Genomic DNA, 12,783 nt, shown 5'->3' on the forward strand with positions numbered 1-12,783 from the left:
GCTAGGTGATACGATATTGGCACTTGAATTGTGCCTGTCTGGAGCCTTCGTGAGCGTGAGCTTGAATGTGACCTTGATTCTGACCACGGTACCGGATGCCGCCGCTGCTCAGAAGCTCGCCACAGATGCGTTGGCCGCGCGGCTATGCGCCTGCGTCACGCAGTTGGGCACGGTGCAGTCCAGCTATCACTGGCAGGGCGCGGTCGAAACAGCGCAGGAGATCCAGTTGCTGTTCAAGACCAGCGCGGCACGCGCGCTCGAGCTCGAGCAGTACATTCAGGCGCACCATCCCTACGACACGCCGGAAATCCTCTCGTGGCAAGCTACGGCATCGGCCGCGTACGGCCAGTGGATCACTGCTGAAACCCAACGTCCTCTCCATGTTTAACGGTCTCAATCGACGTGCGCGCCACGCGTTGCGCGCAGTCTTCTTCCTGCTCGGCTGCCTGGTCTTTGCGCAGTTCAGCACGCTTGCCCGCGCTGCGGACGACTTCCTCGATCCCGCCGTCGCTTTCAAATTCAGCGCAACCGAGAAGCCGGGCGAAGTCGACGTTACGTACAAAATCGCGGATGGTTACTACATGTACCGCGAGCGCTTCGCGTTCGCGACCCGCAACGGCACGACGACGATTGGCGAGCCCCAATTGCCGGCCGGTCATGTCAAGTTCGATCAGACCTTCAACAAGAACGTTGAGACGTATCGCAATGAGCTGACGATCCGCATCCCGGTGAAACAGGCCCAGGGGCCGTTCGACCTGGCCGTCACGTCTCAGGGCTGCGCCGATGCGGGCATCTGCTATCCGCCGATGGAGCGCGTGTACCACGTGAGCGGCGAGGCTTTGCAGCCGGCCGGTAGCGCCGCGGCGACTACCGCCGCCACGCAGCAATCCGCAGCCGCCGGCGCGTCGTGGTATGAGCGCGCCACCAGCGCCGACTATGCGCAATCGCTGCTGCAAGGCGGTGGCTTCTTCGCGATCATCGGGCTCTATTTCGTGGCCGGCGCCGTGCTCAGCCTGTTGCCGTGCTCCTATCCGATGATCCCGATCCTGTCGGCAATCATCATCGGCGAAGGCGCGCGGGTGACGCGTGCCCGAGGCTTTGCCTTGTCGCTGGCCTACGTGATCGGCATGGCGCTCGTGTACACGGCGCTTGGTATTGCGGCCGCGCTCGTTGGGCAGAGCCTTGGCGCGTGGCTGCAGAACCCGTGGGTGCTCGGTACGTTCGGCGTATTGCTGACCGTTTTCGCCTTGACGCTGATCGCTGGCTTCGACATCGCGTTGCCGCAGCGCTGGCAGGATGGCGTGTCGCGCGCGTCGACTGGACGTTCCGGCGGCAAGTTTGCCGCTGTCGCTGTTATGGGGGCGTTGTCCGCGCTGGTGGTCGGGGCCTGCATGACCGCGCCGCTTTTTGCTGTGCTGGCATTCATTGCGCATACGGGCGATGCGTTGCTCGGTGGCGCGGCGCTATTCTCGATGGGACTCGGGCTCGGCGTGCCGCTTCTGATCATCGGCCTTGGCGCCGGGACCTTGCTGCCGCGCGCCGGCGCATGGATGGACGGCGTCAAGGTGTTTTTTGGCGTGGTGCTGCTTGCCGCAGCCCTGTGGATCGTTTGGCCGGTGCTCGGTGCGACCGCGACCATGCTGTTGAGCGCGCTGTGGCTGCTGATTGCCGCAGCCGGGCTTGGTCTTTTCTCGGCCCCAGCGGTGGCCGCTTCGGTGTGGCGCCGGCTTGGCCGTGGTATCGGAGCGGCGCTGGCAATCTGGGCCGCGGTGCTGCTGGTTGGCCTGGCAGCGGGCTCGTCCGATCCTCTGCGTCCGCTAGCGGTCCTGGCCGCGCGTGGCGGTGGGGACGCCAACCTTAGCGTGGCAAACGCCTCCAACAAGCCCAATACAGCGTCACAGAGCGATCTGACGTTCGCTTCGGTTCGTTCCTCGACCGAGCTCGACGAGGCCGTCAAAACGGCTGCTCAGCCCGCTATGCTCGATTTTTACGCAGACTGGTGCGTGAGCTGCAAAGAGATGGAGAAGTTCACGTTCAGCGATCCGCGCGTTCAGGCGAAGTTGAAGCAGATGAACCTGCTACGCGCCGACGTGACCGCGAATAACGCCGACGACCAGATGCTGCTCAAGCGCTTCAGCCTGTTCGGGCCGCCGGGCATCATCTTTTTCGACCAGGGCGGCAAGGAAGTGCTTCGCGTCGTCGGCTACGAGTCCGCGGACAAGTTTTTGCGCACCCTCGATCGCGCCAACGCGCCCGGGGCGTAACGGAAAGTAGCTAGGCCGCCTGAGCGCACAAAAAAACCCGCACCCCCGACGCGCCCGCAAAAAAAAGCGCGCCAGAACACGCATAAAAAACGGAGGCACGACTTAAAGTCGGCCTCCGTTTTTTTTTGGGGCGTTGTCAGAAGACTAGCGTCGCCGATAAAGCAACACGTTAAATCACTTCTGCGAGCGCAAAATCCGCGCGGCATCCAGCGCGAAGTAGGTCAGCACGCCATCCGCACCTGCCCGCTTGAACGCCAGCAGCGATTCCATCATCGCCTTGTCGTGATCGAGCCAGCCATTTTGCGCGGCCGCCTTCAGCATCGCGTATTCGCCGCTGACCTGATACACGTAGGTCGGGAACTTGAACTCGTCCTTCACGCGACGCACGATGTCCAGATACGGCATGCCCGGCTTGACCATCACCATATCCGCGCCTTCTTCGATGTCCGCTTGCACTTCGCGCAGCGCTTCATCCGAGTTAGCTGGGTCCATTTGGTAGGTCATCTTGTTGCCCTTGCCGAGGTTCGTCGCGGAACCGACGGCATCGCGGAACGGGCCGTAAAACGCCGACGCGAACTTGGCTGCATAAGCCATGATGCGCGTGTGGATATGTCCCTCGCTCTCGAGCATTTCGCGGATCGCGCCAATGCGGCCGTCCATCATGTCCGAGGGCGCAACGATATCGACGCCCGCTTCAGCTTGCACGCGAGCCTGTTCCACAAGGATCTCGACGGTCTCGTCGTTGATCACGTAGCCCGCTTCGTCCAGCACGCCGTCCTGGCCGTGGCTCGTGTACGGATCGAGCGCGACGTCGGTCAGCACGCCGAGGTCGGGGAAATTCTTTTTCAGTTCGCGAACCGCGCGCGGAATCAGGCCAGCCGGATTGGTCGCCTCGCGGCCATCAGGCGTCTTCAAGGAAGGGTCGATGGCCGGAAAGAGCGCCAGTACCGGCACGCCCAGCTCGACGCATTGCTCGGCCACGCCCATCAGAAGATCCACCGACACGCGCTCGACGCCTGGCATCGACGGTACGGCTTGCCGCACGTTGGTGCCTTCGACGATAAACACGGGGTAGATCAGGTCGTTGGTGGTGAGGATGTTTTCTCGCATCAGGCGGCGCGAGAAGTCGTCACGGCGCATGCGGCGCGGACGGTAGTGCGGAAAGAAGCTCATAACCGAATCGAGGAAACGTGGATGTGTGGAGTGGGCGAGTAACGCGTGCCTCCGCTCCCGGAAACTTTTCGAGACAATGGTATATCATACCGATCGAGCAAGGCGCCCTGCGCTGACCTCCCCGCTTCTCCTCCCTGAGCGGGTGCCTGTCGTTTTTTCGATTAGGCTGTTTGACCCGCCGTTAAAGCGGCGGGTTTTTTTATGGGCGGCCGGAATGGCGTTTTTTTGCCTGGATTCGTACCCGCCGCGCGATTACTGCGGCGCGTCCGTTTCGCCCTTCGCCTCGGGGATCAGCCAGCTTTCGATCAGTTCATGCGCTTCGTCGATGCCGACGCGCTTGAGCGCCGAGAAGAGCTGCGCGGTCAATTCCCCCTGGTAGCCAGCGGCGCGATATTCGGCCAAACCTTTCTGCGTTGCGCGCAAGGCGTTGACGCTTTCCTGACGCGTCAATTTGTCGCACTTCGTCAGCAGCGTGTGGATCGGCTTGCCGGTCGGCGCGAACCACTCGATCATCCGCCGGTCCAGGTCCGTCAACGGGCGGCGCGAGTCCATCATCAGGATCATGCCGCGCAGTTGCGAGCGCGATTGCAGGTAGGTGGAGAGCAGCGCTTCCCAGTGGGCCTTGGCTGCGCCCGGCACTTCCGCATAGCCGTAGCCCGGCAGGTCGACCAGATGCGCAGTCGGCTCATCCTCCTTGCCCACCGAGAAATAGTTGATGTGCTGGGTGCGGCCAGGCGTCTTACTGGCGAAGGCCAGACGCTTCTGATTGCACAGAATATTGATGGCCGTGGACTTGCCCGCATTCGAGCGTCCCGCAAAGCAGATCTCGGGTTGCGCCGTGGCCGGCAGATCACGTAGGTGATTGACGGTCGTGAAAAAGCGGGATTGGTGGAGCAGGAAGGACATGATCAGGCCGGTATTCGAGACGCCGGGGAACCCGGAGTGGGGACGGGTCAAGCCCGACTGGCGTCTTAGCGATTAGCGAGTTATTGTACAATACGATGGTTTACTGAAAACCTGAGGGGGCCAGCCCGCGTGCCTTGGCGGCTCTTTGCGGTCACTCAGTCGCTGTCGTATCTTGCAAAACCTCTAAAATCCCACAAGACGAGACAGGGTGTGCGAATGAATCGACTGTGCAAGACTCTGATGGTGCTTCAAGTAGCGGCAGGTCTTTCAGGTTTGGCAATTCAGGCACGAGCAGCAGATCCGGCAAAGCCGGACGTCAATCGGGGGCAGGCAATCGCAGTGCAGGTTTGCGCGACATGTCACGGTGCAGACGGCAACAGTGCTGGCGGTGCGTATCCAAAGCTGGCGGGTCAGCATCCCGAGTATCTCGTCAAGCAACTGATGGATTTCAAAACGCAGCCGGGCGCCAAGCAGCCCGCGCGCAACAATGCGATCATGGCGGGCATGGCCGCGGCGCTGTCCGATCAGGACGTGGTCAACGTGGCTGCTTATTTTTCGACGCAGACCCCGAAGCCAGGCTACGCGCATAACAAGGACACCGTCCCGCTCGGCCAGAAGATTTACCGCGGCGGTATTGCGGACAAGGGAATACCGGCGTGCGCAAGCTGCCACGGGCCGACCGGTCAGGGGATTCCGTCGCAGTATCCGCGTCTGTCGGGCCAGTGGGCCGAATACACGGTGGCGCAGTTGACCGCGTTCACGCAGGGTCCGGGCGCACGTAACAACAATGAGGCGATGCACGCTATTGCATCGCGTCTGTCGGACAGCGAGATCAAGGCTGTAGCCGATTACATCGCGGGCTTGCACTAAGAAGTCCGCACGCAAGCAACCACCGGCCCGGCGAGGCCGGTACAAAACAAGAAAAGGGTGAGGGCGTCGTGTCTACGACAGCCCTTCACCCTTTTTTGCTGTTCAGTCGGAGTATGAATGAGCGTCACCACGTCGGGTTTGCAGTCGAAGTCGGGCAATCGCATCACGCGCAGCATCATCGAGGTATTGAGTTCGATGCGTTTCGCGATCGCGCTGCTCGTGATTCTGTCGATCGCCAGCATCATCGGCACCGTCCTCACGCAGGACGATCCGTATCCCAACTACGTCAATCAGTTCGGCCCGTTCTGGGCGGACATCTTCCGCTCGCTGAGCCTGTACACGGTGTACAGCTCGTGGTGGTTCATGCTGATTCTCGGCTTCCTGATGGTGTCGGTGTCGCTGTGTGTGATCCGCAATGCACCGAAAATGGTTGCGGACGCCAAGAGCTGGAAAGACAAGGTCCGCGAAGGCAGCTTGCGCGCGTTCCATCACAAGGGCGAGTTCGCGGTGCACGGCACGCGCGCGCAGACCGCGGCGGTACTCGCCAAACTCTCGGCCAAGCTCGGCTACAAGTTCGTCACGCGTGAGTCGGACGGCGCAACGCTGATCGCCGCCAAGCGCGGCGCGCTGACCAAGTTTGGCTACATCTCCGCGCACATTGCGATTGTGGTGATCTGTCTGGGCGGCCTGCTCGACAGCAATCTGCCGATCAAGCTGCAAATGTGGCTGTTCGACAAGTCGCCGATCCGCGCCAACACGGTGATCAACGACATTCCGCCAGAACATCGTCTGTCGCAATCGAACCCGACTTTCCGCGGCTATGCGTGGGTGCCGGAAGGGCAGCATGTGTCGACGGCGATCCTTAACCAGCCGGACGGCTCGCTGATCCAGGACCTGCCGTTCTCGATCGAGCTGAACAAATTCATCGTCGATTACTACTCGACGGGCATGCCGAAGCTGTTCGCGAGCGACATCGTCGTGGTCGACCATAAGACGGGCGCACGCGTGCCGGCGCGCGTCGAAGTGAACAAGCCGTTCACCTACGACGGTGTGTCGATCTATCAGTCGAGCTTCCAGGATGGCGGCTCGCAGATGCAGATGACCGCGTACCCGATGTCCGGCGCGAGCGCGAAGACCGCGCCGTTCGGTGGCACGATCGGCGGCAATGCGCCGTTGGGCACGGCCACGCCGCTGGCTGACGGCCAGACCGTCGAATTCACCGATTTCCGCGCGATCAACGTCGAAAACGTCTCCAATGGCAGCGGCCAGAACGATGCGCGTGGCGTCGCCGCGCATCGGTCACTGAAAGAAGCGTTCGACGAGCGTCTCGGCTCCGGCGCCAAGAGCTCGAAGCCGCTCGATCTGCATAACGTCGGTCCGTCGGTGCAGTACAAGGTGCGCGACAAGGACGGCCAGGCGCGCGAGTACAACAACTACATGCTGCCGGTGGACGTCGCGGGCGAAAAGATGTTCCTCGCCGGCATGCGTCTGAATCCGGACGATCCCTTCCGCTACCTGCGGATTCCCGCCGACACCGGTGGGACCGTGAAGGAATGGATGAACCTGCGCGCCACGCTTGAAGATCCGGCCATGCGCGCGGCGGCCGCTCACCGTTTCGCGCAGCGCTCGGTGCCGGGTTCAAATACCGAACTGCAACAGCACCTCGAAGAAAGCGCATTGCGTGTCCTGACCCTGTTTGCCGGTGCGGACAACAGTATCAAGATGCCGAACGGCCAGACAGTTGGCGGTTTCCAGGCGGTTGCGGGGTTCATCGACCATTCGGTGCCGAAGGGCGAGCAGGAAAAAGCCGCCGGCCTGCTGCTGCGCATGCTGGAAGGCGCGACGTGGGACCTGTGGCAACTGTCGCGTGAGCAACTGGGCGAGCCGGATGCGCAGCCCAACGCGGACGCCAGCCGCTTTGTCCAGAGCTCGATCAATGCAATATCCGACAGCTTTTTGTATGGTTCGCCGGTCTATTTGCAGCTTGACTCATTCAAGCAGGTGCAAGCTTCGGTATTTCAGTTGACGCGCGCGCCCGGCAAAAAAGTCGTGTATCTTGGCAGCCTGCTCCTCGTGTTGGGCATCTTTTCGATGTTCTATGTCCGCGAACGGCGCCTCTGGTTCTGGCTCAAAGATACCGATCACGGCACGAATGTCGTGATGGCGATGTCGAGCGCGCGCAAAACGCTCGATTTCGAAAAGGAGTTCGTTCAAACGCGCGACGCTGTCGGCGCCGCGTTGGGCGCCAAACTCACTGAAGCATCCGACGCCGCCGGCGCCTCCGACAAACCCGGCCAGGCCGGCGCGCCGTCCGCACGCTCACAAGATTCGACCCGGTAAGATCATGGACTTGACTCAGGTTTCCTCATCCTCCTCTTCAGCCTCGCGGCCGCAGAAGTCGTTCGCGAACGAGGCACTCAACGTTGCTCAGTTCGACGAGCGGCCGTTTCTGAAACGCCTCGGCGTCGTCGACTGGCTGTTCGCCGTCGTGATGGTCGCGGGCGCGGGGTTTGCGCTGTCGCGCTATCACCCGTTCATGAATTACTACGACAAACTGGTGCTGTGCCTGGCGGTGCCGGTGTTCGTCGTACTCGGCTGGCGCTGGAAGCCGGTGCGTCCGCTGATGGTGGGCATTGCCGCGCTGTCGCTGCTGGCGATCCAGATCTATCACGGCGATCTGACGCGCGCGGATAACGCGTTCTTGCTCAAATATTTCCTGTCGAGCCAGTCCGCAATCCTGTGGATGAGCGCGCTCTTCGTCTTCGCCACCGTCTTCTACTGGATCGGCCTGCTGTCGCGTTCCCCGACCGGCGCCGCGATCGGTTCAAAAATGACGTGGGCTGCGGTGGTGATGGGCTTCGTCGGTCTGATGGTGCGCTGGTACGAGTCGTACCTGATCGGCGCGGACGTCGGCCATATCCCAATCTCGAACCTGTACGAAGTGTTCGTGCTGTTCAGCCTGATCACCGCGTTGTTCTATCTGTACTACGAGCAGCACTACAACACGCGTGCGCTCGGCGCATTCGTGCTGCTGGTGATCAGCGCGGCGGTCGGCTTCCTGATGTGGTACTCGGTCGCGCGCGACGCCCAGCAGATCCAGCCGCTCGTGCCGGCGCTGCAGAGCTGGTGGATGAAGATCCACGTGCCGGCTAACTTCATCGGTTATGGCAGCTTCGCGCTGTCGGCCATGGTCGGCGTTGCGTATCTGGCGAAAGAACGCGGCGTGCTGGCCGACCGCCTGCCGCCGCTCGATGTGCTCGACGACCTGATGTACAAGTCGATCGCCGTCGGCTTCGCATTCTTCACGATCGCGACGATTCTCGGCGCGCTGTGGGCTGCTGAAGCATGGGGCGGTTACTGGAGCTGGGACCCGAAGGAAACGTGGGCGCTGATCGTGTGGCTGAACTACGCGGCCTGGCTGCATATGCGCCTGATGAAGGGCCTGCGCGGCGCGGTGGCGGCATGGTGGGCGCTGACCGGCCTGCTGGTGACGACCTTCGCGTTCCTCGGCGTCAACATGTTCCTGTCGGGGCTGCATAGCTACGGCAAGCTGTAAGATCTGCCGTTCTGAGCCGACTAAAAACCGCCGCGTGTTTCGCACCGGCGGTTTTTTTACGTCCGGCGGAATATTCGCTGCATCCAGTGTGTTTGTTAGATCAGCACCCAAGGATGGCTGGGCGAGTGGCTAAACGAGCCGATCATCAATATGGCCCCGTAAGATAGACAACCCGATGGGCCGGCAAGGAGCAGCACGATGTGGATCAAGCGAAGCGACAGAACTCAACTCGTTGGCGATGACATCGCACGCAGCGAAATCACGCCTCAGCATGTCTTCGAGAACCGGCGGCGCGTGTTGCAGGCTGCGGGCGCGTTGGCGCTCGGTAGTCTGATCGGCGTAAATGGCGAAGCGCTAGCCGCGTATTCGTCGCCGGATCCGAAGGCGCAGAAGCTCATGGCGAAGACCAACCCGAAGTTCGTCGCGCCCGACAAGATCACGCCGTACAAGGACATCACCACGTACAACAACTACTACGAGTTCGGCACCGACAAGGCGGATCCCGCGCACAACGCCGGTACGTTGCGTCCGCACCCGTGGAAGGTGAGCGTCGAGGGCGAAATCAAGAATCCGAAGGTGTACGACATCGACGAATTGCTGAAGCTCGCGCCGCTCGAGGAACGCGTGTATCGGTTGCGTTGTGTCGAAGGCTGGTCGATGGTGATTCCGTGGATTGGCGTGCCGCTCGCGGAGTTGATCAAGCGCGTGCAGCCGACCGGCAACGCCAAATACGTGCAATTCATCACGCTCGCCGATCCGTCGCAAATGCCTGGCCTGTCGACGCCGGTACTCGACTGGCCGTACACCGAAGGTCTGCGAATGGACGAAGCAATGAACCCGCTGACGTTCCTGACGATGGGTCTCTACGGCCAGGTGCTGCCGAATCAGAACGGGGCGCCGATCCGTGTCGTGGTGCCGTGGAAGTACGGCTTCAAGAGCGCGAAGTCGCTGGTGAAAATCCGCTTCCTCGACAAGCAGCCGCCGACCAGCTGGAACACGTACGCTTCGAACGAATACGGTTTCTATTCGAACGTGAATCCGAACGTCGATCACCCGCGCTGGAGCCAGGCCACCGAGCGGCGCATCGGCGAAGATGGTTTCTTTACGCCCAAGCGCAAGACGTTGATGTTCAACGGCTACGGCGATCAGGTAGCGTCGCTGTATCAGGGCATGGACCTGAAGAAGAACTTTTGAGCGGCATCTCCATGGCTTCTTCCGATACGCAACCTGTTACCGAGACCTCGCGAACAACGCCGCGTACCAAAGCGCCGGCGTCAGCGACGACAAAGCGGGCCGCCACCGGTGCGCGCTGGATCGTACCCGCGAAAATCGTGGTGTTCATTGCGGCGTGGTATCCACTTGCGCGCATCGTGCTGTTCGGCGTGACCGATCGGCTGGGCGCGAATCCGATCGAGTTCATCACGCGCTCGACGGGCCTGTGGACGCTCGTCTTTCTTTGCATCACGCTGGCGGTGACGCCGTTGCGTCGACTGACCGGCATCACTGCAATGGCCAGGTTTCGCCGGATGCTAGGTCTCTATGCATTCTTCTACGCGACGCTGCACTTCACCACATACCTGTGGTTCGACAAGTGGTTCGACGTTGCCGCGATTCTCAAGGACATCGGCAAACGGCCTTTCATCACTGTGGGTTTCGCGGCGTTCGTGCTGCTGATCGCATTGGCCGTTACATCGCCGCGCGCGATGGTGCGAAAACTTGGACGCCGCTGGCAGACATTGCATCGCGCGATCTATGCGATCGGCGGGCTCGCGATCCTGCACTTCTGGTGGATGAAGGCGGGCAAGCACGACCTGATCTTGCCGAAGATCTACGGGGCGATCATGGTTGCGTTGCTGGGGTGGCGTTTGCTCGTATGGCTGCGCGAGCGGAGGGTAAAGACACGCTGACCACGAGGTTCAAACGCGCAAATAAAAAGGCGATGCCGCAGTGGCATCGCCTTTTTTGTCGTGAGATCCAAGCTCAGACGTTTACGCCGGCAAGATCGTCTCGCCTGCAAACAGCTGCTTCACCTCTTCACGTGCACGGACCACATGCACCTGTGTACCATCAACCATCACCTCGGCCGCACGCGGACGGGTGTTGTAGTTCGAGCTCATCACAAAGCCATAGGCGCCGGCCGAGCGAATCGCCAGCAGATCGCTCGGTTCGACCGCCAGCAGACGCTCGCGACCCAGCCAATCGCCGCTTTCGCAAACCGGGCCGACCACGTCGTACACGTGGGCGGGCACGTCGCGCTTAACGACCGCCTCGATCGCGTGATACGCCTCATACATCGCAGGGCGCGCAAGATCGGTCATCGCCGCGTCGACGATGGCGAAGTTCTTTTCCGCGCCAGGCTTCAGAAATTCGACGCGCGTAAGCAGTACACCGGCATTGCCGACCAGCGAACGGCCCGGCTCGAAATACACTTCACGATGCCCATGACCGCGCGCTTCAATGCGATCCAGCACGGTGCGCACGAAGTCGCCGATTTCCGGCGGCGTTTCGTCGTCATACGTGATGCCGAGACCGCCGCCTACGTCGATGTGGCGAATCTTCACGCCGTCCTGTTCGATCTGTTCGACCAGTTCGAGAACCTTGTCGACTGCGTCCAGATACGGCGCGACTTCAGTGATCTGCGAGCCGATATGGCAGTCGATGCCGACCACGTCGAGATGCGTCATCGCCGCGGCGGCGCGATACGTAGCGCGTGCATCTTCGAACGCGACGCCGAACTTGTTCGACTTCAGGCCGGTGGAAATATACGGATGCGTTTTTGCGTCGACGTCCGGATTCACGCGCAGCGAGACGGGGGCCTTTTTGCCCATTTCCGCCGCCACCGCATTCAGACGGTCGAGCTCGGGAATCGACTCGACGTTGAAGCATTTGACGCCGGCCGCGAGCGCCTGACGCATCTCGTCCGCATGCTTGCCGACGCCGGAAAACACGGTGTTTTCCGCTTTGCCGCCGGCGGCCAGCACGCGCGCCAGCTCACCGCCCGACACGATGTCGAAGCCCGCGCCGAGACGCGCGAACACGTTCAGCACCGCGAGATTACTATTGGCCTTGACGGCGACGTGCACGGTCGCATGGCGGCCGGCGCAAGCGCCTGCGTAGGCATTCCACGCTTCGGTGAGCGCGGCGCGCGAATAGACGTACAGCGGCGTGCCGAACTGTTCGGCGAGTGAGGCGGCGGACACGCCCTCGGCGTGCAACACGCCGTCGACGTAGTCAAATGCGGATCGAGTCATGCGAAAGTCTTATTGAGCGGGAGTGACGGCGGAGGCAGGTTGCGCAGGCGCAGCAGCGGATGCGGGCGGCGCGGCGAGTTCGCTTTCCGGCGCCAACGAGAGCGGCGCGCCGGAAGTATCCGGCACCTCACCCATCGTGGAGGGGGTTGCCGTGCCCGATTTCACTGTATCCGGCGACGGCGGTTGTGTGCGATCGATCGGCTTGGCCGGTAGCGGCGGCACGGTGGGCAAATAGAGCGAACCGCGTTGCCCGCAGCCGGCAAGTGCACAACCTGCGAGAATGGCTAAACCCGCTACAATCGCGCGGCCGGGCGCCGCCGCGCGCATCCGAGATACGACTCGCATGACTGTCCCTGAATAAATAATCGATGGAGTTTAGCATGTCCGATAGTGATTACCTGACCCGCGCGGAAGCCGCGCTAGCCGCCATCGAACGCGCGCTCGACGACACGGAAGCCGACATCGAACTCGAGCGCAGCGGCAATGTCCTGACCCTCGAATTCGAGAACCGCACGAAGATCATCGTCAACCTGCAGCCGCCGATGAGCGAGATCTGGATCGCCGCGAAAGCGGGTGGTTTCCACTTCCGTTTCATCGACGGTGAATGGCGCGATACGCGCAGCGGCACCGAGTTTTTCGCCGCGCTGTCGGAGTACGCGACGCAGCAGGCCGGCGAGCCGGTTCAGTTCAAAGCGTAAAGCGTTTGGTAAAAACCGCCGCGCATCGAGCGCGGCGGTTTTTTCTGGCGAACGTTGCCGCCTCT

Annotated in this window: 12 protein-coding genes; 8 read left to right on the forward strand and 4 right to left on the reverse strand. The window is 61.7% G+C overall.

Features of this window, described 5'->3' with window-relative positions; translation table 11 throughout:
• The first annotated feature begins 61 nt into the window (after positions 1-61).
• Together cutA and dsbD are read left to right on the forward strand one after the other, a co-directional pair.
• Entirely contained in the window at positions 62-388 is a 327-nt protein-coding gene (cutA, locus tag M0D66_RS27740) for a divalent-cation tolerance protein CutA (RefSeq protein ID WP_256456501.1), read from the forward strand.
• On the forward strand, positions 381-2,264 hold the full coding sequence (gene dsbD, locus M0D66_RS27745) for a protein-disulfide reductase DsbD (protein WP_266212266.1): 1,884 nt from the start codon (positions 381-383) through the stop codon (positions 2,262-2,264). Before cutA ends, dsbD begins: the two co-directional genes overlap by 8 nt.
• 174 nt (positions 2,265-2,438) lie before the next feature.
• Here dsbD and hemB read toward each other — a convergent pair whose 3' ends face one another.
• Together hemB and yihA are read right to left on the reverse strand one after the other, a co-directional pair.
• Positions 2,439-3,437 carry a porphobilinogen synthase gene (gene hemB / locus M0D66_RS27750; protein ID WP_093643376.1) on the reverse strand — a complete coding sequence of 333 codons (999 nt, stop codon included), beginning with the start codon at positions 3,435-3,437 and terminating at the stop codon, positions 2,439-2,441.
• Positions 3,438-3,689: 252 nt separating this feature from the next.
• Entirely contained in the window at positions 3,690-4,343 is a 654-nt protein-coding gene (gene yihA / locus M0D66_RS27755) for a ribosome biogenesis GTP-binding protein YihA/YsxC (RefSeq protein ID WP_175054086.1), read from the reverse strand.
• 216 nt (positions 4,344-4,559) lie between these two features.
• Here yihA and M0D66_RS27760 point away from each other — a divergent pair, with 216 nt between their 5' ends.
• The 5 genes from M0D66_RS27760 (at position 4,560) to msrQ (ending at position 10,676) form a co-directional block, all read left to right on the forward strand.
• The gene (locus M0D66_RS27760) at positions 4,560-5,213 is read left to right on the forward strand and encodes a cytochrome c (RefSeq protein ID WP_200621092.1); all 654 of its coding nucleotides are present in this window, start codon (positions 4,560-4,562) and stop codon (positions 5,211-5,213) included.
• A 117-nt stretch (positions 5,214-5,330) separates the two neighbouring features.
• The gene (locus tag M0D66_RS27765; RefSeq protein WP_266212267.1) at positions 5,331-7,553 is read left to right on the forward strand and encodes a cytochrome c biogenesis protein ResB; all 2,223 of its coding nucleotides are present in this window, start codon (positions 5,331-5,333) and stop codon (positions 7,551-7,553) included.
• 4 nt (positions 7,554-7,557) lie between these two features.
• Positions 7,558-8,769, forward strand: a complete 1,212-nt coding sequence (gene ccsB / locus M0D66_RS27770) for a c-type cytochrome biogenesis protein CcsB (protein ID WP_093643384.1) — start codon at positions 7,558-7,560, stop codon at positions 8,767-8,769.
• A gap of 198 nt (positions 8,770-8,967) precedes the next feature.
• Positions 8,968-9,963: a protein-methionine-sulfoxide reductase catalytic subunit MsrP gene (gene msrP, locus M0D66_RS27775; protein ID WP_093643387.1), complete on the forward strand. Its 996-nt coding sequence runs from the start codon at positions 8,968-8,970 to the stop codon at positions 9,961-9,963.
• An 11-nt stretch (positions 9,964-9,974) separates the two neighbouring features.
• Entirely contained in the window at positions 9,975-10,676 is a 702-nt protein-coding gene (msrQ, locus tag M0D66_RS27780; RefSeq protein WP_200619843.1) for a protein-methionine-sulfoxide reductase heme-binding subunit MsrQ, read from the forward strand.
• Positions 10,677-10,757: 81 nt separating this feature from the next.
• Here the strand turns inward: msrQ and lysA are convergent, their stop codons facing one another.
• Both lysA and M0D66_RS27790 read right to left on the reverse strand, forming a co-directional pair.
• Positions 10,758-12,020, reverse strand: coding sequence for a diaminopimelate decarboxylase (gene lysA, locus M0D66_RS27785; protein WP_266212268.1), 1,263 nt, complete (start codon positions 12,018-12,020; stop codon positions 10,758-10,760).
• 9 nt (positions 12,021-12,029) lie between these two features.
• Complete coding sequence (locus tag M0D66_RS27790) at positions 12,030-12,365, reverse strand: lipoprotein (RefSeq protein WP_200619841.1); 336 nt, start codon at positions 12,363-12,365, stop codon at positions 12,030-12,032.
• A 35-nt stretch (positions 12,366-12,400) separates the two neighbouring features.
• Here M0D66_RS27790 and cyaY point away from each other — a divergent pair, with 35 nt between their 5' ends.
• Positions 12,401-12,718, forward strand: a complete 318-nt coding sequence (gene cyaY, locus M0D66_RS27795) for an iron donor protein CyaY (protein ID WP_093643394.1) — start codon at positions 12,401-12,403, stop codon at positions 12,716-12,718.
• The last annotated feature ends 65 nt before the right edge of the window (positions 12,719-12,783 follow it).

This window comes from Paraburkholderia sp. SECH2 (assembly GCF_030464795.1).
Classification (GTDB): domain Bacteria; phylum Pseudomonadota; class Gammaproteobacteria; order Burkholderiales; family Burkholderiaceae; genus Paraburkholderia; species Paraburkholderia aspalathi.